This window comes from Tenacibaculum ascidiaceicola, from assembly GCF_047470925.1.
Classification (GTDB): Bacteria; Bacteroidota; Bacteroidia; order Flavobacteriales; family Flavobacteriaceae; genus Polaribacter; species Polaribacter discolor.
The window spans coordinates 196377-216455 of record NZ_JAZKJP010000010.1 but is presented as its reverse complement, the minus strand read 5'-3'; the positions used below and the strand labels follow the sequence as shown (position 1 = coordinate 216455).

Genomic DNA, 20079 nt, shown 5'->3' with positions numbered 1-20079 from the left:
AAAACTGCCCTTTCATTATTAATTTAATCCTATAAATATTTCTACTTCTGCATTTGTTGGATCTAATGCTTTTGTTCCATACACCTCATAATCGGAAGTATATGCCCTATTTATATCTTCGTTCCAAATCTCTAACCATTTATTGTAGACTATATTCTCTGCTAAATTTCCTTTTGCTACATATGTTTTATAGTTTGGTGCTTCAATTTTTTTACTCACAAACCCTTCTGGGATATCATCTACCTCGTTTACTTTGTAACCTATGATTGTTGTATATGGTTTCGTATGGTCTGACTCATAATCGGTATACACAGCATATACTTCATTTGAAAGTTTATTGGGTATTTGTTCAGCTATATTTTCTGACATAAATCGCTGCCATAAAGCAGGTATATCTTTTGCAGCTTGTTGATTCTCATTGGAAGTTCTTACTGAAATTCCTATCACGTAAAACGGTTCATTTTGTCCTGTACTCATCTTTTGTTTTTTTATTTTCAACAAAAATAAAACCTCACTATGTCAACCCTATGTCAGTAGTTTTTAATTTTCTTTAGCTATGATTGCTTTAACAATTAAGTATTGAGAAACGATATACAGGATGATTATAGCAATATCAAACAACCTTTTTGGTGTATAAAAGTTATTCAATGCTATAAGGCTATCAGAAGCAATAAACAAAATAGCTCCTAACAACAACCATGAATTCGCTGTATTTTTTTGCTGACGATAATTTAGTAATGCCGCTGTTCCAAATGTTGAAATAGCTATTCCATACACCAATACAGGTAGTAACATCTCACCTAAATTATTATAAATTAAACCTAAGAGTCCCACAAATAACAATACAAAGGGAATTGCTGATGTTAGTATTTTAACTACTGAATCTTTATACAAAAAGCTTGTCGTTATTTTAATATAAACAACATGTGCTACTAAAAACGAGGCTAAACCAAACACAAAAAAGTTTGTTTTATCTAGCAGGAAAACATCACCCCAAAACGAAAAAAACAAGGCTGACAATAACCAAAAACTAGGCTTTTTTACCGATACCAAATACACTACTGCTAGTGATGTCATTAGTAAAGGTTTAAAAATCATCTCTATTGTTTTATTTTGTGTAATTACTGCATACACATCAGCAATAGCAACCAATAAAAAAAAGATAGAAGCTAGGGTTATTTTAGTTTGTTTGGTCATGTTTTCTATTAAAAAAATTCAACTCTTATTCCTTTAAATATAATTCATTATACTAAAGTCCACTAATGATTCTTTAATACAAGTATTTTTATTCTAAACCATATATCGGCAACTTTTGTTCTTCATCTGAAAAACCCATTCTAAAAGCTTTCAATATTTTCAAGACTCTAATACCAATATCATTGAAAGCTATAAAATCTTTCTTCTTAATTTCAAATTTATGATTATGAATTAATTCATTTCTTAATTTCCAAAATTTCTGTAAAGATTTTGCCGTATCATAATCTATTACATTTCCTTCTCTTAATTTCTCAACCATTATCATAATAGATAACGGTCTTGTTTCAGATAATTTAAAATGTTCCTCGAAAATAATCCGTAAAGTTTTTTCTATCTCAACAGATAAACGTATCAAATCCATTGAATAATCATCTGTAATTTGATACGTTTCTTCATTATTTCTAATCGAAGGAGAACCAAGCCCTATAGCTTTATCAGCTTTTACAAATAAGCTTTCTTCTACTTTTTTAATTTCTTTATTTAACTCCTCTAGCTCTAGCTCAAAACTTCCAAGTTTTATTTTCTTAGTTCTTTTTAATAGTTTCTCAGGCTCATTAATCAAAATAGCAAAAGTACCTATAGCTAAAAGGGAAAGTGAAATCAAATCAAAAGTCAGTTTAGGAAAAACCATCCTAAAAACAATTATTATTAGGCAAATAACCGCTACTATATACTTTGAATATTTATTCATTACTAGTTGATATAAAATTTTATTAAAAACTAAGCTATCATATCAATAAAATCTTGTTCAGAAATAATTGGAATACCTAAACTTTCAGCTTTTGTAAGTTTACTTGGTCCCATATTATCACCAGCAATGATATATGTTGTCTTTTTAGAAATAGAACTCGATACTTTTCCTCCGTTATCTTCAATCGCTTTTTTAAGTTCACTTCTACTCATCTGATGGAAAACTCCTGAAACCACAAATACTTTTCCTGCTAGCTTATCTGTCTGTCCTTCCAAGCTCTCTACAGAGACCTCTAACTGAACTCCGTGCGATTTTAATCGGTTAATTAAATCGATGTTTCCTAAATTGTTCGAAAAATCAATAATACTTTGTGCTATTCTATCACCAATTTCATCAACTGCAATCAATGTTTCCAAATCAGCATTGATTAGGTTATCTATCGATTTAAAATGTTTTGCCAACTTTTTAGCTACAGTTTCTCCTACAAATCGAATTCCTAACGCAAATAATACTTTTTCAAACGGAATTTCTTTTGATTTTTTAATTCCTTCAATCATATTTTGCGCTGACTTTTCTGCCATTCGTTCCAACGGAATTACTTGTTCTACTGTTAAGTCATACAAGTCTGCATAGTTCTTTATCAGTCCTTCTTTGCGCAATAAATCTACAGTTTCTCCTCCTAGGCCATCAATATCCATCGCTTTTCTACTGATAAAATGCTTGATTCTTCCAGTAATTTGTGGTGCACATCCAAATTCATTCGGACAATAATGCTTCGCATCTCCTTCAGTTCTGACTAATTCAGTATTACATTCAGGGCAATGTGTAGCATACTCTGTAGGAACAGAATCTACTGGTCGTTTTGTTAAATCAACAGCAATAATTTTCGGAATAATTTCTCCGCCTTTTTCTACAAAAACCGTATCTCCTATTCGTACGTCTAGCTTTGCTATTTGATCGGCGTTGTGTAGTGAAGCTCTTTTTACAATTGTTCCTGCCAATTGCACAGGTTCTAAGTTTGCTACAGGAGTAATGGCTCCAGTACGACCTACTTGGTAAGTAATTTCATTTAACACAGTTGAAACTTGCTCTGCCTTAAATTTATAAGCAATTGCCCAGCGAGGAGCTTTTGAAGTATACCCTAGTTCGTCTTGTTGTTGAAACGAATTTACTTTTACCACTACTCCATCTGTTTCATAAGGTAATGTGTGACGCTTAACATCCCATTCATTTACAAAGTTTAGCACCTCTTCTATCGACTTGGCTAAAACAATTGTGTCTGGAATTTTAAATCCAACTTTTCTAGCTGCTTCTAAACTTTCAAAATGTGAAGCATATTTACGTTCTCTCGTTACTAACTGATATAACAGACAATCTAGTGGTCGTTTTGCAACTTCAGCACTATCTTGTAACTTCAAACTTCCACTAGCTGTATTACGCGGATTTCTATAAGGTTCATCATCATTTGCAACACGTTCTTCATTCATTTTGTGAAATCCTTCTAACGGTAAAATGATTTCTCCTCGCATTTCAAAATCAGAAACAAAGTCATTATTTGGTAATAATGGAATAGATTTTATGGTGCGAATATTAGTTGTTACGTTATCTCCTTGAAATCCATCTCCACGTGTTACTGCTTGTACAAATTGTCCATTTTCATAGGTAAGATTAATAGAAGCTCCATCATATTTTAACTCACAAGTATATTCGACTTGATCGGTTCCTAAAATTTTCTGAACGCGCTTTTCCCAATCTAACAAATCTTCTTTAGAGTATGAATTATCTAATGAATACATTCTATGCTTGTGGGTAACGGTTTCAAAGTTTTTAGTAACTTCTCCTCCTACTCGTTGCGTTGGTGAATTTGGATCGAAATATTCTGGATTCTCATCTTCTAACTGCTGAAGCTCTTTTAATTTAATATCAAACTCATAATCTGATATAGTTGGTGCATCCAACACATAGTAACTGTGATTATGTGTATGTAACTCTTCTCTTAACTGTTGTATCTTCTCCTTAACTGTCATTAAATTATTTTCTAACGGTACCTGTAAAATGATTGATTTTTGAATTGATTGGGTTTCCTGAGGCTCTTCTAAATGAGGCTAACTGACCTGCGTGCCAAATAGCATCAGCAATAGGTCCATTAATAGCATTCCATATTGGATGTTTTTTATCTCCAAAAATTATTTTGTGCTGCGATACATCTGTGCTTTTTCTAAAAATATCGCTCGCTAACTTTAAATTTTCTAAGGTTGCTTTTCTCTTTTCAGTAAATGTCATTTCTGATTTTACTTCTTTATGCGGAACCTTTAATGCTGCATTTTTAATTACTTGCGATAAACTTAACACATGATCTATTGTTTCTTCAGTAGTTTTTGCGTCTTTACTCGGTTTATACTCTAAGTCTTTTTCGGTTAAACCGTCTGTAGCCCAGTAATAACGAAATCCTAATCCATCAATCATCCTACTCACAATGGTTCCTGCTGTAAACTCTTCAGCTTCTTCTGGTATTTCGTAATATGGTAATTTGGATTGTGCGCTTGTTGTTAATGCTGCAAATAGCAATAATATTGGTGTAAGTACTGCCCTCATTTAATCTTATTTTTTGACGCTAATTTAAGGAAAAGATTTATGAGTAGTATAAGTAAAATAGGATCTACTTAAATAAAAAAACCGAGGCAATCCCTTACCTCGGTCGTTAAAAAACAAACTATGTATGATAGTTTATTTTTTTAACCACATAGTATAGATGGTTTCTTTATTTCTTGCTGAAACTAATAACATTGTTTCGCTAATTTTTTCAATTTTTAAATTTTCTTCAAAGCTTTCATTGTCAAACTCTAGCTCATTTGTATCTGTAATTAACTTCCATGTTCCTCTTTCTTCTTTATTACTCATCATAACCTGATATTTTCCATCAGAACTTAACTCTAGCCAGTTCTTTCCATCTAAGAACTCAAATTTTTCATTTCCAATTTTCATTGAATCTACAAACCATTTTCCAGAAACTAGTGTTTTTAATTCTTGAGAATAACTTAGCGAAGTAATGCCAAGTAGTAGGAACAGTAATGTTATTACTTTTTTCATTGAGGGGACATATTTAAGGGGTTACTCTTAGTCAAATATAGCAAAAAAGCCGAAGCAAATCAATGCTTCGGCTTTTTTTATCTGTTTTTAACTTTATTTTAATAATAAGTATAACGACGTACTTTAGCAATATGCTTTGCTAAACGCATTACTTGGTGTGAGTAACCATACTCGTTATCATACCATACGTAGATTACAATCGTATCTCCATCTGCAATAGTTGCTTTACTATCAAAAATAGAAGGAGCTGTTGTTCCTACAATATCAGAAGATACTAATTCATTACTTAATGAGTATTGAATTTGCTCTACTAAATCTCCTTCTAACGCGTATTGTTTCATAATAGCGTTAACAGATTCAACTGTTGCTGGAGTTTTTAATTGTAAGTTTAAGATTGCTAATGACCCGTTAGGTACTGGTACACGAATAGCACTTGAAGTTAACTTACCTGCTAATGCTGGCAATGCTTTTGCTACTGCTTTACCTGCTCCTGTTTCGGTAATTACCATATTTAAAGCAGCTGCTCTACCTCTACGGTATTTCTTATGCATATTATCAACTAAATTTTGATCGTTTGTATATGCATGAATTGTTTCTAAGTGTCCTTTTTTAATTCCGAAGTTTTCTTCTAACACACTTAATACTGGTGTAATAGCATTAGTTGTACATGAAGCTGCTGAGAAAATATCTATATTATCAGGATTATTTTCTTCATGATTTACTCCGTGTACAATGTTAGGAACACCTGCTCCTGGAGCTGTTAATAATACTTTACTTGCTCCTTTTGCTTTTAAGTGACGGCTTAATGCTTCTTCATCTCTAAAAGCTCCTGTGTTATCAATAATTAACGCATCGTTAATTCCATATTGCGTATAGTCAATATCTTCAGGTTGCGCAGCAGAAATCATATGAACAGTTGTACCGTTAATGATTAATGCATTGTTATCAGCGTCTACTTGAACTGTTCCTAAGAAATCTCCATGAACAGAGTCTACACTTAATAAAGAAGCTCTTTTTTCTAATACTGTTTGATCTATTTTACCACGAGTAACTACTGCTCTTAATCTTAATTGAGAACCTTTACCCATCTTACTACTCAACTCACGAGCTAGTAAACGACCAATACGTCCAAAACCGTATAATACTACATCTTTTGGTTGAATGTTTTCTGCTTCAGTTGCATCTTTTAATTGCTCTTTTACAAAAGCTACCTTGTCTGCTGATGCATCATCTTGTAAGTGAAATTCGTAAGCTAATTTACCAATATCTAATTTTGATGGTGGTAAATCAATCGATTGAATTGCTTTAGCTATTTCTAAAGCATCTTCTATTGTTATTGGCTTCGCTACAAACTCTTTAGCGTAATCGATTAAGTTTAAAACCTCACTAGCTCTTTTATCTACTAATGGATTTCTAAATAATACTAACTCGATAGATTTATCGTACCATAAATCGTTAACGATATTAATAAACTCAACCGTAGCTCTTCGAACTTGCGCTTGATTTACTACTTCTTTTTCGTAATTTGTTATTGTTGACATAGTTGTGTGTTAACTAAAATTAAAAAATTTGTGCAAAAATAGGTATTTCTTCTTTATTTTTTGTTGGTTTTATAAAAGAAAAAGCCTTGTTAAAACGATTTTAACAAGGCTTTTTCTTTAAGTATATATATTCTAGAGTTTTTTAACCTTTTACTAGTATCTAAATCTTTCTATTTGACCCGAAGGACTAACCATTTCTAACAAAAGTCTATTTCCACTTCCGTATACACTATCTAACATAGTAACGGCTTCTTTTGCTGACATAACTTTCTTTCCGTTAACTTTAGTTAAAATATACCCTTTTCCAACTTCAAACTGTTTGAATGCCATATTTTGAGTACTCTTTATCTTTGCTCCTCCGTCCAAATTAAACTTTTTTCTATCTTCTTTTGTAAGATCTTCAAACTCGGTTTCTAAAACTCTACTTACAGGCAGCTTTATAAGTTTAGTTAATTTAACTACTTTGGTAAGCTCTTCTCCATCCCTGTCAATTATTACATTCACGTATTCTCCAGGTCTTTTTGCTGTTAACTGTCCTTTCAAGTCTGAGAACTTAGAAATCTTCACATTGTTTACTTTCATAATAACATCTCCTTCTTTTAATCCAGCTTTTTTAGCACCTCCTTCTTCTAAAACTTCTCCTATTTTTACTCCTTCAATATCTTTTGTTTCTGGATCTATACTAATTCCTAAAACAGCTTGTTGTACCGCTCCAAACTCTAACAAATCATCTACTACTTTTTTAGCTATGTTTGACGGCACTGCAAACGAATATCCTATAAAAGAACCAGTTCTTGATGAAATAGCTGTATTAATTCCTATTAACTCACCTCGTGTATTTACCAACGCTCCTCCACTATTCCCTGGATTTACAGCTGCATCTGTCTGAATAAACGAGTCTATATTTGTGTTTCCATCCAAATCACGTCCTTTTGCACTTACAATACCTGCAGTAACAGTAGATGTTAAATTATATGGATTTCCTACTGCTAAGACCCATTCTCCTACTTTAATATTATCTGAGTTTCCAAAAGGTAAATTAGGCAATTCAAAGTCAGCCTCTACTTTCAACAGAGCGATATCGTTACTTTTATCTGCTCCAATTAAAGTTGCTTTTAACTTTTTTTGATTATTCAACGTAATTTCAATATCGCTTGCTCCTTCAATTACATGATTATTAGTTACAATATACCCGTCAGGAGAAATAATTACACCGCTTCCTGTACCTACTTGTTGATACTTTCTCGTTCCACTTCCTCTACCATAAAATAATTCTGCTAACGGGTTTTGTTGTGTTCTTATTGAGGTGTTTTTAACATGCACCACCGCATGTACTGTTTTATCGGCTGCTTCTGTAAAATCGGTTGGTATTGATGTTGAGTTTATTACTGTTGGCGTATAGCTTGCCTTTACGGTCTGCATTGTTGGTTCTACCGATTTCTCTACAATCACTTGCGGTTCTTCAATCAATGTTTTATATCCTGCAAGTGCTATTGCGCCTCCTAAAATCGCAATTCCTAAAGTTCCAATAATTTTCTTCATATGCTTACAAAATTTTATACTCCAAATATACAATTTTAACATTTCAAGTAAATGTGTTTAACTTCTATTTAACTGATTTTAACCGCTATTTAACAGTCCTCTTTCCTTCATAAAATATGTATCTTTGCCCATTATTATGGATTTAGAATTTTACAAATACCAAGGAACTGGTAACGATTTTATCATGATTGATAATCGTTCAAAAACCTTTCCAAAAAATAAAACTGACATAATTGCAAAATTATGTGATAGACATTTCGGTATCGGAGCTGATGGTCTTATCCTACTTGAAGAAGATAATACCACCGATTTTAAGATGGTATATTATAACTCTGATGGTAATGAAAGTACTATGTGCGGTAATGGAGGTCGTTGTATTGTAGCTTTTGCTCATAAACTTGGACTTTTCGAAACCGAAACTACTTTTATTGCTATTGATGGATTACATCATGCCTCTATTTCTAACAACCTTGTTTCTTTACAAATGATTGATGTTGACAAGGTGAATATTTTTGACAAATACGTTTTTACCAACACAGGATCTCCACACCATGTTCAGTTGGTAAACGATCTTGCAAATTATGATGTCTTTTCAAACGGAAAAGAAATTAGGAATGAGATTTATGGTACTGAAGGAAGTAATGTTAACTTTGTAGAACAAATAGCTAACAACACTTTTAAAGTACGTACCTACGAACGAGGAGTTGAAGATGAAACTTTAGCTTGTGGTACCGGTGTTACTGCCGTTGCCATAGCCATGCATGCAACTCAAAAAACAAATAGTTCTTCTATTATTTTACCTGTTGAGGGAGGAGAATTAGAAGTTTCTTTTAATGAACAAAACGGAATCTATTCTGAGGTCTTTTTAAAAGGACCAGCTACTTTTGTATTTAAAGGTAAAATAAATATTTAGTGCATACGTTAACTGGAACACATATCAAGTTAAGAGCTTTAGAACCTGAAGACTTAGAGTTTTTATTTCAAATTGAAAACAATGAGTCTTTTTGGGAAGTAAGTCATACACAAGCTCCATTTTCTAAATTTTTATTGAAACAATATTTAGAAAACGCTCACTTAGATATTTTTGAAGCTAAACAGTTACGATTAGTTATTGATAAAAAATCGACTGGTAAATCTATCGGTATGATAGATTTGTTTGATTTTAATCCACAACATAAAAGAGCTGGTATTGGAATTTTGATCCATCCTGACTTTCAGCAGAAGGGATTTGCCTCTGAAGCTTTACAATTACTAATTAACTATTGCTTTACACATTTGCATTTACATCAATTGTATGCAAATATTACTAATAATAACACCAATAGCTTACATCTTTTTGAAAAACAAAATTTTAAGCAAATTGGAATTAAGAAAGATTGGATTTTTTACAACGGAACATATAAAGACGAACTATTATTTCAATTAATAAATGAATAAGAAAATTATTTTAGGAGGTATTGCCGCCATTTTTTTAATTGGTGGAATTATTGGATTTAACTACTATCAAAAAATATTTGGTAAAGCAGTTACTAAAGACGGGGCTATATATATAGGTTCTAATGCTTCTTTTATAGATGTAAAAAAACAACTTACTGAATTTGTTAAACATCCTGAAAATTTTGTTTGGGTTGCAGAAAAGAAAAAATTCACCAAACCTAAAGGTGGAAAATATTTACTAAAAAAAGGGATGAACATGAATGATGTTGTTAACCTTTTACGTAGTGGAAATCAAACACCAATTACTTTATCATTCAATAATCAAGATACCTTAGAAAAATTAGCAGGAAGAATTGCTAAACAAATTGAAGCAGACTCTATTGCTTTATTACAAGCTATGCAAGATCCTTCTTTTTTAGCTACCAATAAGTTTTCTAAAAAATCTGCATTGGGAATGTACATCCCTAATAGCTATGAGTTTTATTGGAATACTTCTGCTGAAAATTTCCGTGATAAAATGTTGCGCGAATACAATCGTTTTTGGACTTCTGCTAGATTAGACAAAGCTAAAAAGCTAAACCTTTCAAAAGAAGAAGTAATTACTCTAGCTTCTATCGTTCAGAAAGAAACAGCTAAAAAAGTAGAGCGCCCTATTGTTGCTGGTTTGTATTTAAATAGATTAAAAGATAATTGGCCTTTACAAGCTGACCCAACAGTTATATACGCTATTAAAGAAATTAAAGGACAAGATTTTGTTGTAAAAAGAGTTTTAAACAAAGATTTAGTAATAGACTCTCCTTACAATACTTATAAAAACACAGGGCTTCCTCCTACTCTAATTGCAATGCCAGATATTTCATCTATTGACGCTGTTTTAAACCATCAAAAACACAATTATTACTATATGTGTGCAAGTGTTGATAAGATTGGTTTTCATGAATTTGCTAACTCTTTAGCACAGCATAATAGAAATGCAGTGAAATATCAACAATGGATAAATCAACAAGGGATAAAGAGATAAATTAACAAAATTTTATTCTTACCAATTTCATCAAAACATTACCAAAAAACCAATAAAAGATAAATATTTTTGTTTTTTACCTAAAAAAAACACAGGAAAACAACTTAATTATCAATAGTTAAACAACTGTAAATTATTGATTTATAGCCTGTTGTAAAAAAATGCCGTATCTTTGCATCGCTAAACAGAAAGTATTTAATTATCAGACATTTAGTATTAGTGTTTTTAGGATTTGTATTATTAACCAGTTTTACAGAGACTACAGCTAAAAAAGAAAAAACTACTACAACAACGCCAATACCAATTCATAAGGTAGAAAAGGTTAACATTCCTTTTTTATTAAATGATTTTGTAGGATTTAAAGAAGCTTTAGCTTTTAAAGAATCACAAGGCAGGTATAGAGTAGTTAACACACTTGGATACTTAGGGAAATACCAATTTGGTAAGGAAACCCTAAAGAGATTTAGAATTTACAACACCACTCACTTTCTTAAAAACCCAAAATTACAAGAACGCACATTTGTCGCTTATTGTAAATTAAACAAATGGATTTTAAGAAAAGACATAAAGAGAAGTGTTGGCAAAACCATTAATGGAGTTAAAATAACCGAATCAGGTATTTTAGCAGCAGCACATTTAAGTGGTGCAGGTAATGTAAAAAAGTTCTTACGTTCGAATGGATCTATCCGTTTTAATGATGCCTATGGAACCTCTATACAATCATACCTTAAGAAGTTTGCTGGTTATGATGTTTCTAACATCAAAGCCAATAAGAAGCCCACGGTTTAACTAATAAGAAAACAATAAAAAAAAGCATCGATTGAATCGATGCTTTTTTTTATTTATGGATGATAAAGATAGCTGGTCGTTTATGTAAATCCGTTTTTACATGCTTCCATTCTTTCACCGTTAGTGTTTTAATATACTCTGTTGGAAGTGTTATATCACACGCCACACAAACTCTTGTATCAGGAGATAAAGTAGCACGTAAATCATCTAACATTTTTTCATTCCTGTAAGGAGTTTCGATAAAAAGCTGTGACTGATTTTTTTCTTTTGAAAGCTTCTCTAAATCTTTAATTGCTTTTTTTCTATCTGATTTATCAATAGGTAAATATCCATTGAATGCAAAACTCTGCCCATTCATACCAGAAGCCATAATTGCCAATAAAATAGAAGAAGGGCCTACCAATGGAACTACCTGAATTCCTTTTTGATGTGCTAACTTCACAATACTTGCACCTGGATCTGCCACAGCTGGCACCCCAGCTTCAGAGAGTAAACCAACAGATATACCTTTTTCACAAGCATCTAAGTAATTTTTGGTTTCTAAATCATCTGAATACTTATCTAACAACATCAACTCCAATGAAGGTTGCGACTTTGTTGGTGTAATTCTTTTAATAAATCTTCTAGCAGACTTTTCGTTTTCAACAATAAAGTGATCTAATTGCTCTACTACCTTTTTTACTGATAAGGGCATTACCTCTAATGGCTCAGTATCACCTAACGTTGTGGGAATCAAGTATAATTTACCTTTCATTATTTCTGTTCTAATTTTGAAGCTATAATTTCACACGCTTCATCTAACATTTTGTATACATTTTCAAAACCTTGATCTCCTCCATAGTACGGATCTGGAACACTCCTATTTTCATTAGGATGTAATTCGTTCAAAATCATTTTTACTTTTTCATGCTGCTCTTCATTTTCAGACATGGCTACAATATCACCATAATTACTTTGATCCATCGTAAAAATAATGTCAAATTTATCAAAATCAGCTTTTACAAACTTTCTTGATCGTTGATTAGTAATATCTATCCCATATTTCCTAGCTACTTCAATAGAGCGCCCATCAGGTAATTCGCCAACATGATAACCAGCTGTACCTGCTGAATCTACTGCAAAATTCCCTGAAGATAATTTAGATTGTAAAATTCCCTCGGCAAGAGGAGATCGACAAATATTTCCTAAACAAACCATTAATATTTTTTTCATACTCATAAAAAAACCTCACTAGGTGAGGTTCGTTGTTTATAAAGTTAACTTTTTTGTTAAGTCTTCTACGTACTTTTTAAACTGCTTATCTGTTTCAGTCAAATTATCAACAGTTTTACATGCATGTAATACAGTAGCATGATCCCTTTTACCTATTTGACTTCCTATACTTGCTAATGATGACTTTGTCATACGTTTTGCAAAATACATAGCTAACTGACGTGCTTGTACAATATGACGTTTACGTGTTTTAGATTGTAAAGTTGCCACATCCATATCAAAGTATTTTGATACAACTTTTTGAATGTAATCAATAGACAATTCTTTTTTCGTGTTCTTTACAAATTTATCTACAATCTGTTTTGCTAGTTCAATTGTAAACTCTTTTCTATTAAAAGAAGCTTGAGCTATCATTGAAATTATCACTCCTTCTAGCTCACGAACATTAGACTTGATATTCTTCGCTATATACTCAACAATTTCTTCAGGCATTTCAACACCATCTCTGTATAACTTGTTTTGTAAAATAGAAATTCTTGTTTCATAATCTGGTGCTTGTAATTCAGCTGACAACCCCCATTTAAAACGAGAAAGTAAACGTTGTTCAATATCTTGCATATCAACAGGTGCTTTATCTGAAGTTAAAATAACCTGTTTTCCATTTTGATGTAGATGGTTGAAAATATGAAAGAATACATCTTGTGTTCCTGCTTTTCCTGATAAAAACTGCACATCATCAATAATCAACACATCAATCATTTGATAGAAGTGAATAAAATCATTTCTTGTATTCGATTTTACCGAATCAATAAACTGTTGTGTAAATTTTTCAGAAGAAATATACAATACAGTTTTATCTGGATATTTATCTTTTATTTCAACACCTATAGCATGTGCTAAGTGTGTTTTTCCTAATCCAACTCCTCCATATATTAACAATGGGTTGAATGAAGTTCCACCTGGTTTATTTGCTACAGCCATACCAGCAGAACGTGCCAATCTGTTAGAATCTCCCTCAACAAAATTCACAAAGTTATAATTTGGATTTAGTTGAGATTCTATCTTCACCTTTTGTAACCCCGGAATAACAAATGGATTTTTAAGTTCTCGTTTTGACTCTAACGGAACTGTTACCTTTTGTGGTTTTAAAGGGTTACGGTTTGAACTAGGTATTTTTACAGTCTGAGGGCTATTACTACTATACGTATTCTCCATACGTACATCGTAAATTAATTTAGCATCATTTCCTAACTGACGAACCAAAGCTACTCTTAACAATTTAATGTAATGCTCTTCTAACCACTCGTAAAAAAATTTACTTGGTACTTGAACTGTCAAAGCTTCCCCCGCCAATTTAATTGGCTTTATCGGTTCGAACCAAGTCTTATATGCCTGTGGCTTAATGTTATCCTTAATAAAAGACAAGCATTCCATCCAAACTGAATCGGCTGTTTTAGTCATATTGGTAAAAAACAATTTTAGTTGTTAATTTTTATTCAGGTTTAGGGGACACCAAACATGAAAGTCTGGGCGAACAAAAGTGTGAATAAATTTTAGTATAAAAAAATCAAATCACTATTGACTTTTATTTTTTTTTTGCGTATCGTTAATGCAATTAAAATAAAATATTCTTTTGCAAAAACATCACACAACTATACGTGTTCGGTATGCTGAAACTGATCAAATGGGAGTAGTTTATCATGGAAACTACGCACAATTTTTTGAGATTGGTCGTACCGAATGGCTACGTTCTCTGGGCGTTACATACAAATATATGGAAAAAACAGGAATCATGTTGCCTGTTATTTCTTTATCTTGTAACTTTAAAAAGTCGGCATTATACGACGATGAATTAACCATTACAACCATTTTAAAAAAAACACCTTCAGTAAAAATTGAATTCGACTATGAAATTACCAATCAAAATAACGAACTAATTTCAACTGGAAATACTGTGTTAGCATTTATTAACAATAAAACAAAAAAACCTATGCGTTGTCCTGATTATATTTTAGATAAATTAGCTATCTTAAAAAAATAATCAAACAAGTAAAAAACATATGAAAATATACACTAAAACAGGTGATAAAGGTACCACTGCCCTATTTGGTGGCACCCGAGTACCTAAACATCATTTAAGAATAGAAAGCTATGGAACTGTTGATGAACTTAACTCTTACATTGGACTAATCAGAGACCAAAACATTAACGAAACTCTGAAAAAGAAATTAACAAAAATTCAAAGCGATTTATTCACTTTAGGTGCCATGTTAGCTACACCACCAGAAAAGGAAACTTTAAAAAGTGGTAAAGAACGCTTAAACATTCCTAAAATTAATGAAGACTCAATTCAGTTTTTAGAAGACGAAATTGACCTTATGAATAAAGACCTACCTCAAATGACACACTTTGTATTACCTGGCGGTCACCAAACCGTGTCATTTTGTCACATAGCACGCTGCGTATGCCGTAGATCGGAACGATTAGCTGTGGCTTTAAACGAAGAAGAAACAATTAGCGATACTGTTTTAAAGTATTTAAACCGACTTTCTGACTACCTTTTTGTGTTGGCACGAAAGTTGACCCAAGACTTACAAGCTGAGGAAATTAAATGGATTCCTGAAAAGCTTTAACTAAGTTCTTTAATTATTGATTTCACATTTTTTAAAAAAAACTTGACTTTTTACAAAAAAAAATTATTTTTGCGGAAAATCTTATTAAACAGATAAAGAAATGTATTGGACACTTGAATTAGCATCTTATTTAGCAGATGCACCCTGGCCTGCAACTAAAGACGAATTAATTGATTACGCTATTCGTACTGGAGCACCGTTAGAAGTGGTAGAAAACTTACAAGATATCGAAGATGAAGGTGAGGCATACGATTCTATTATTGAAATATGGCCAGATTACCCTACTGAAGAAGATTATCTTTGGAATGAAGATGAATACTAGAAAAAAATAAATAATAAAAAGTCTCTTTTACAGAGGCTTTTTTTTTGCTTACTTTTAAGCACTCAATAAAAAACACAAAAAACGCTAATTAAAAACAACTTAATTAGCTATAAAACAATATTTTACAAATGAGCGTTTTAAATTCGATTATAAAACTATTTGTTGGAGACAAACAACAAAAGGACCTAAAATCACTACAACCGATCGTTGAAAAAGTACGATCTTTTGAAAATTCATTAAATAGTTTATCAAATGATGAATTACGGGCAAAAACAATCGAATTTAAATCTAAAATTAAAGACGCTACAAAATCTTTTAATGACAAAATAGCTGAGCTTGAGGAAGAAGCTAAAAATGCAGATATTGATCGTCAAGAAGACATTTATACAGAAATTGATAAATTAAAAGACGAAGCTTACGAAGCTTCAGAAGCTGTTTTGTTAGACATTATGCCAGAGGCTTTTGCTGTTGTAAAAGAAACTGCAAAACGTTTTACTAACAATACAGAAATAGAGGTAACTGCAACTCCTTTTGATAGAGAGTTATCAGCTACTAGAGAACATATCACACTAGAAGACGACAAAGCTTTTTGGGCTAATTCATGGGATGCTGCAGGTAAAGAGGTTATTTGGGACATGATTCATTATGATGTTCAGTTAATCGGTGGATCTGTATTACACCAAGGTAAAATTGCCGAAATGATGACAGGGGAAGGTAAAACATTAGTTTCTACATTACCTGTATACCTAAACGCTTTAACTGGTAACGGAGTACATGTTGTTACTGTAAACGACTACTTAGCAAAACGTGACCGTGCGTGGATGGCTCCTATTTTTGAGTTCCACGGGTTATCTACTGACTGTATTGATTTCCACCAACCAAACTCAGAAGCACGTAGAGAAGCTTATAACGCAGATATTACCTACGGAACCAATAATGAATTTGGATTCGACTACCTACGTGATAACATGGCAAACTCTAAGAAAGACTTAGTACAACGTGCGCCAAACTATGCTATTATTGATGAGGTGGATTCTGTTTTGATTGACGATGCTCGTACACCGTTAATTATTTCTGGACCAGTACCACAAGGAGATAATCATGAATTTAATGAATTAAAGCCTCTAGTTGCCGATTTAGTTTCTCTTCAAAATAAATATCTAGTAGGTGTTTTAGCTGAAGCTAAACGTTTAATTAAAGAAGGCGACACTAAAGAAGGTGGTTTCTTATTACTAAGAGTTTATAGAGGTCTTCCTAAAAACAAAGCCTTAATTAAGTTTTTATCTCAAGAAGGAGTTAAACAAATCCTTCAAAAAACTGAAAACTTCTACATGCAAGACAACAACAAGCTAATGCCTGAAGTTGATGCTGAATTATGGTTTACTATTGAAGAAAAAAACAATCAAATTGATTTAACTGATAAAGGTATCGCACACCTTTCTGATATCACAAAAAATGAAACATTCTTCGTTTTACCAGATATTAGTGTAAAAGTTGGTCAAATAGATAATAGCGACGTTACTCCAGAAGAAAAAGCTGATCAAAAAGAAGAACTATACCGTGAGTTTAGCATAAAGAGTGAGCGTATTCATACCATGAATCAACTTTTAAAAGCATACACTGTTTTTGAAAAAGATGTAGAGTATGTGGTAATGGATAATAAGGTAATGATTGTAGACGAGCAAACAGGTCGTATTATGGACGGTCGTCGTTACTCTGACGGATTACACCAAGCAATTGAAGCTAAAGAAAATGTGAAGATTGAAGACGCTACGCAAACGTTTGCTACCGTTACTTTACAGAACTACTTTAGAATGTACCGTAAGCTATCTGGTATGACAGGTACTGCAATTACAGAAGCTGGTGAATTCTGGGAAATCTACAAATTAGATGTTGTTGAAATTCCAACAAACAAACCAATTCAAAGAGACGACAAACAAGATTTAGTTTATAAAACTACTCGTGAAAAGTACAACGCTGTAATTGAAGATATCGTAAAATTAGTTGGAGAAGGAAGACCAGTACTAGTAGGTACTACTTCTGTTGAAATCTCTGAATTATTAGGAAGAATGTTACAAATCCGTAAGATTCCTCACAATATATTAAATGCAAAATTACACAAGAAAGAAGCAGATGTAGTTGCTGAAGCTGGTAAACCTGGAGTGGTAACCATTGCAACAAACATGGCTGGTCGTGGTACCGATATTAAATTATCTGAGGAAGTAAAAGCTGCAGGTGGTTTAGCTATTATTGGTACAGAGCGTCATGATTCTCGTCGTGTAGACCGTCAGTTACGTGGTCGTGCAGGACGTCAAGGAGATGTAGGTTCTTCTCAATTCTATGTAGCTTTAGACGACAACTTAATGCGTTTATTTGGTTCAGAAAGAATTGCGAAGATGATGGATAGAATGGGATTAAAAGAAGGCGAAGTAATTCAGCACTCTATGATTTCAAAATCTATTGAAAGAGCTCAGAAAAAAGTAGAAGAAAACAACTTTGGTATTCGTAAGCGTTTATTAGAGTATGATGATATTATGAATGCACAACGTGAGTTTGTATACAAGCGTCGTCGTCATGCTTTAGATGGAAAGCGTTTACAGATTGATATCGCAAACATGATTTATGATACTTGTGATTCAATTGTAAGACAAAATAAAGAAGCAAAAGATTTCCAAAACTTTGAATTCGAATTAATTCGTTTCTCTGCAATGACTTCTCCTTTTTCTGAAGAAGAATTCAATAGAACATCAGAGCAAGATTTAATTGACAAGCTATACAAAATAGTAACAGAACACTACAAAAACGATGCGGAAAGAAATGCTGAAAATGCATTCCCAGTAATTAAAAACGTTTTTGAAAACGAAGGTGATCGTTACGAGCGTATCGTTGTTCCTTTTACAGATGGTTCTAAAACACTACAAGTAGTTACCAACTTAAAAGAAGCTTACGAAAGTGAAGGAAAGTCACTAGTAAATGATTTTGAGAAAAACATCACTTTAGCGATTATTGATGAAAATTGGAAGGATCACTTACGTAAAATGGATGAGTTGAAACAAACTGTTCAAAATGCTACGTACGAGCAAAAAGATCCTTTATTAGTTTATAAATTTGAGGCTTTCGAATTATTCCAAGAAACAATTGATAAAGTTAACAAAGAAGTGTTATCATTCTTGTTCAAAGGAAAATTACCAAGTCAAGAAGCTTCACAAGTATCAGAAGCTCGTGAACAACAACGTGAGCATTTAGATTTACGTAAGGACGAAGTTCAAAACTCAACACAGCAAGCTATTAGCAATGCTCGTAACCAACAAACACAAGAACAGCAAGCTGTAGAAACTATTGTTCGTGAACAACCAAAAATTGGTCGTAACGAAAAAGTTACTATCAAAAATGTAATGTCAGGTGAAGAAAAAGAGGTTAAGTACAAGCAAGCTATTCCTTTATTAGAAAAAGGGGAATGGGTATTGTACAACAAGTAATCTTTTTTAAAAACTATATATAAAAAGCTCGGTAAAACCGAGCTTTTTACTTTTACGCAACCTTTACTGAACTTTTTAGTAAAGATTTTATTACCAATATTTTATAATTACTTCACTTTTTAAAAACATTCAAAAAGTAACTTTGATACATATCGAAGTACACTTAGAATGAAAAAACACAAAAAACGTAAATTAGATATTGCTGTAATATCAGATGTTCACTTAGGAACTTTTGGTTGCAGAGCCACAGAGCTTCATAATTACCTAAAAACCATCAATCCAAAAATATTGATTTTAAATGGTGATATTATTGATATTTGGCAGTTCAACAAGCGTTACTTTCCTAAACCTCACATGAAAATCATCAAGCAACTGATGAATTTTATCACTTCTGGAACAAAAGTTTACTATATCACAGGAAATCACGATGAAATGTTACGTAGGTTTAAAGGCTTTCGCTTAGGAAGCTTCGAAATCGTAAATAAAGTAGTGTTAGATATTGACGGTAAGAAAGGATGGTTTTTTCACGGAGATGTTTTCGATGTCACCATGCAACACTCTAAATGGCTTGCTAAGCTAGGCGGAATGGGTTATGATTTTTTAATCCTTATTAATACGATTGTAAACTGGATAAGTCATAAAATGGGCTATAGCAGGCTTTCATTCTCTAAAAAGATTAAAAACAGCGTAAAAAGTGCCATTAAATTCATTAATAATTTTGAAACCACCGCTGCAGATATTGCAATTGATGAGGCTTATGACTATGTAGTCTGCGGTCATATCCATCAACCTGAAATAAGAACAATCGAAACTGAAAAAGGAAGCACTACTTACTTAAACTCTGGCGATTGGATTGAAAATTTAACAGCTTTAGAATATAAAAATAAAGCGTGGTCTTTATATGAATACGAAAAAGATGAGATAGCTAAAAATATTCATTTAGACTACCCTGTAAAAGACTTAGAGCTAATTAGTTCTGAACACAATAATAGCGAACTTTTTACAGAGCTCCTCAAAGAATTTAACATTAAAACCCAATAACCATGAAGCCCATTATAGGCATTA

Annotated in this window: 20 protein-coding genes; 9 read left to right on the top strand and 11 right to left on the bottom strand. The window is 32.4% G+C overall.

Features of this window, described 5'->3' with window-relative positions:
* Nucleotides 1-18 precede the first annotated feature (18 nt).
* From VBY68_RS10780 to VBY68_RS10745, 8 genes are all read right to left on the bottom strand, one after another.
* Complete coding sequence (locus VBY68_RS10780) at nt 19-477, bottom strand: GyrI-like domain-containing protein (RefSeq protein ID WP_415269726.1); 459 nt, start codon at nt 475-477, stop codon at nt 19-21.
* A gap of 63 nt (nt 478-540) precedes the next feature.
* Nucleotides 541-1197, bottom strand: a complete 657-nt coding sequence (locus tag VBY68_RS10775) for a lysoplasmalogenase (RefSeq protein ID WP_415269725.1) — start codon at nt 1195-1197, stop codon at nt 541-543.
* 88 nt (nt 1198-1285) lie between these two features.
* Nucleotides 1286-1948, bottom strand: a complete 663-nt coding sequence (locus VBY68_RS10770; protein ID WP_415269724.1) for a hypothetical protein — start codon at nt 1946-1948, stop codon at nt 1286-1288.
* Between the two features lie 29 nt (nt 1949-1977).
* Entirely contained in the window at nt 1978-3975 is a 1998-nt protein-coding gene (ligA, locus tag VBY68_RS10765) for an NAD-dependent DNA ligase LigA (RefSeq protein ID WP_415269723.1), read from the bottom strand.
* 4 nt (nt 3976-3979) lie between these two features.
* Nucleotides 3980-4543 carry a hypothetical protein gene (locus tag VBY68_RS10760; RefSeq protein WP_124590847.1) on the bottom strand — a complete coding sequence of 188 codons (564 nt, stop codon included), beginning with the start codon at nt 4541-4543 and terminating at the stop codon, nt 3980-3982.
* A gap of 132 nt (nt 4544-4675) precedes the next feature.
* Entirely contained in the window at nt 4676-5038 is a 363-nt protein-coding gene (locus VBY68_RS10755; protein ID WP_415269722.1) for a hypothetical protein, read from the bottom strand.
* Nucleotides 5039-5136: 98 nt separating this feature from the next.
* Nucleotides 5137-6579, bottom strand: coding sequence for a glyceraldehyde-3-phosphate dehydrogenase (locus tag VBY68_RS10750; RefSeq protein WP_415269721.1), 1443 nt, complete (start codon nt 6577-6579; stop codon nt 5137-5139).
* Between the two features lie 153 nt (nt 6580-6732).
* A complete protein-coding gene (locus VBY68_RS10745) occupies nt 6733-8121 on the bottom strand; it encodes a trypsin-like peptidase domain-containing protein (RefSeq protein WP_415269720.1) in 1389 nt (462 codons plus the stop codon).
* 136 nt (nt 8122-8257) lie between these two features.
* On the opposite strand from VBY68_RS10745, the gene dapF reads away from it, so the two are divergent.
* The 4 genes from dapF (at nt 8258) to VBY68_RS10725 (ending at nt 11368) form a co-directional block, all read left to right on the top strand.
* Complete coding sequence (gene dapF, locus VBY68_RS10740; protein WP_415269719.1) at nt 8258-9034, top strand: diaminopimelate epimerase; 777 nt, start codon at nt 8258-8260, stop codon at nt 9032-9034.
* Nucleotides 9034-9558, top strand: coding sequence for a GNAT family N-acetyltransferase (locus tag VBY68_RS10735; protein ID WP_415269718.1), 525 nt, complete (start codon nt 9034-9036; stop codon nt 9556-9558). Before dapF ends, VBY68_RS10735 begins: the two co-directional genes overlap by 1 nt.
* Nucleotides 9551-10579, top strand: coding sequence for an endolytic transglycosylase MltG (mltG, locus tag VBY68_RS10730; RefSeq protein ID WP_415269717.1), 1029 nt, complete (start codon nt 9551-9553; stop codon nt 10577-10579). Before VBY68_RS10735 ends, mltG begins: the two co-directional genes overlap by 8 nt.
* Before the next feature lie 219 nt (nt 10580-10798).
* On the top strand, nt 10799-11368 hold the full coding sequence (locus VBY68_RS10725) for a peptidoglycan-binding protein LysM (RefSeq protein ID WP_415269716.1): 570 nt from the start codon (nt 10799-10801) through the stop codon (nt 11366-11368).
* Nucleotides 11369-11417: 49 nt separating this feature from the next.
* Here VBY68_RS10725 and VBY68_RS10720 read toward each other — a convergent pair whose 3' ends face one another.
* Genes VBY68_RS10720 through dnaA form a run of 3 tightly spaced genes read right to left on the bottom strand, consistent with a single transcriptional unit; the run spans nt 11418 to nt 14041 of the window.
* Nucleotides 11418-12122 carry an SAM-dependent methyltransferase gene (locus VBY68_RS10720; protein ID WP_121147138.1) on the bottom strand — a complete coding sequence of 235 codons (705 nt, stop codon included), beginning with the start codon at nt 12120-12122 and terminating at the stop codon, nt 11418-11420.
* Nucleotides 12122-12580: a low molecular weight protein-tyrosine-phosphatase gene (locus VBY68_RS10715; protein ID WP_415269715.1), complete on the bottom strand. Its 459-nt coding sequence runs from the start codon at nt 12578-12580 to the stop codon at nt 12122-12124. Before VBY68_RS10715 ends, VBY68_RS10720 begins: the two co-directional genes overlap by 1 nt.
* Nucleotides 12581-12616: 36 nt before the next feature.
* The gene (gene dnaA / locus VBY68_RS10710) at nt 12617-14041 is read right to left on the bottom strand and encodes a chromosomal replication initiator protein DnaA (RefSeq protein ID WP_047789195.1); all 1425 of its coding nucleotides are present in this window, start codon (nt 14039-14041) and stop codon (nt 12617-12619) included.
* Nucleotides 14042-14213: 172 nt separating this feature from the next.
* On the opposite strand from dnaA, the gene VBY68_RS10705 reads away from it, so the two are divergent.
* The 5 genes from VBY68_RS10705 (at nt 14214) to VBY68_RS10685 (ending at nt 20055) form a co-directional block, all read left to right on the top strand.
* A complete protein-coding gene (locus VBY68_RS10705) occupies nt 14214-14621 on the top strand; it encodes an acyl-CoA thioesterase (protein ID WP_099216391.1) in 408 nt (135 codons plus the stop codon).
* Nucleotides 14622-14640: 19 nt separating this feature from the next.
* Nucleotides 14641-15213 carry a cob(I)yrinic acid a,c-diamide adenosyltransferase gene (locus VBY68_RS10700; RefSeq protein ID WP_124590841.1) on the top strand — a complete coding sequence of 191 codons (573 nt, stop codon included), beginning with the start codon at nt 14641-14643 and terminating at the stop codon, nt 15211-15213.
* A 100-nt stretch (nt 15214-15313) separates the two neighbouring features.
* Complete coding sequence (locus tag VBY68_RS10695) at nt 15314-15535, top strand: DUF2795 domain-containing protein (protein ID WP_047789198.1); 222 nt, start codon at nt 15314-15316, stop codon at nt 15533-15535.
* Between the two features lie 128 nt (nt 15536-15663).
* A complete protein-coding gene (gene secA / locus VBY68_RS10690; protein WP_415269714.1) occupies nt 15664-19014 on the top strand; it encodes a preprotein translocase subunit SecA in 3351 nt (1116 codons plus the stop codon).
* 168 nt (nt 19015-19182) lie between these two features.
* Nucleotides 19183-20055: a UDP-2,3-diacylglucosamine diphosphatase gene (locus tag VBY68_RS10685; RefSeq protein WP_415269713.1), complete on the top strand. Its 873-nt coding sequence runs from the start codon at nt 19183-19185 to the stop codon at nt 20053-20055.
* The last annotated feature ends 24 nt before the right edge of the window (nt 20056-20079 follow it).

What these genes read in the sequence shown, in the direction of transcription:
- VBY68_RS10780 (WP_415269726.1), bottom strand. Translation starts at nt 477, where the DNA reads ATGAGTACAGGACAAAATGAACCGTTTTACGTGATAGGAATTTCAGTA.
- VBY68_RS10775 (WP_415269725.1), bottom strand. Translation starts at nt 1,197, where the DNA reads ATGACCAAACAAACTAAAATAACCCTAGCTTCTATCTTTTTTTTATTG.
- VBY68_RS10770 (WP_415269724.1), bottom strand. Translation starts at nt 1,948, where the DNA reads ATGAATAAATATTCAAAGTATATAGTAGCGGTTATTTGCCTAATAATA.
- ligA (WP_415269723.1), bottom strand. Translation starts at nt 3,975, where the DNA reads ATGACAGTTAAGGAGAAGATACAACAGTTAAGAGAAGAGTTACATACA.
- VBY68_RS10760 (WP_124590847.1), bottom strand. Translation starts at nt 4,543, where the DNA reads ATGAGGGCAGTACTTACACCAATATTATTGCTATTTGCAGCATTAACA.
- VBY68_RS10755 (WP_415269722.1), bottom strand. Translation starts at nt 5,038, where the DNA reads ATGAAAAAAGTAATAACATTACTGTTCCTACTACTTGGCATTACTTCG.
- VBY68_RS10750 (WP_415269721.1), bottom strand. Translation starts at nt 6,579, where the DNA reads ATGTCAACAATAACAAATTACGAAAAAGAAGTAGTAAATCAAGCGCAA.
- VBY68_RS10745 (WP_415269720.1), bottom strand. Translation starts at nt 8,121, where the DNA reads ATGAAGAAAATTATTGGAACTTTAGGAATTGCGATTTTAGGAGGCGCA.
- dapF (WP_415269719.1), top strand. Translation starts at nt 8,258, where the DNA reads ATGGATTTAGAATTTTACAAATACCAAGGAACTGGTAACGATTTTATC.
- mltG (WP_415269717.1), top strand. Translation starts at nt 9,551, where the DNA reads ATGAATAAGAAAATTATTTTAGGAGGTATTGCCGCCATTTTTTTAATT.
- VBY68_RS10720 (WP_121147138.1), bottom strand. Translation starts at nt 12,122, where the DNA reads ATGAAAGGTAAATTATACTTGATTCCCACAACGTTAGGTGATACTGAG.
- VBY68_RS10715 (WP_415269715.1), bottom strand. Translation starts at nt 12,580, where the DNA reads ATGAAAAAAATATTAATGGTTTGTTTAGGAAATATTTGTCGATCTCCT.
- dnaA (WP_047789195.1), bottom strand. Translation starts at nt 14,041, where the DNA reads ATGACTAAAACAGCCGATTCAGTTTGGATGGAATGCTTGTCTTTTATT.
- VBY68_RS10700 (WP_124590841.1), top strand. Translation starts at nt 14,641, where the DNA reads ATGAAAATATACACTAAAACAGGTGATAAAGGTACCACTGCCCTATTT.
- VBY68_RS10695 (WP_047789198.1), top strand. Translation starts at nt 15,314, where the DNA reads ATGTATTGGACACTTGAATTAGCATCTTATTTAGCAGATGCACCCTGG.
- secA (WP_415269714.1), top strand. Translation starts at nt 15,664, where the DNA reads ATGAGCGTTTTAAATTCGATTATAAAACTATTTGTTGGAGACAAACAA.
- VBY68_RS10685 (WP_415269713.1), top strand. Translation starts at nt 19,183, where the DNA reads ATGAAAAAACACAAAAAACGTAAATTAGATATTGCTGTAATATCAGAT.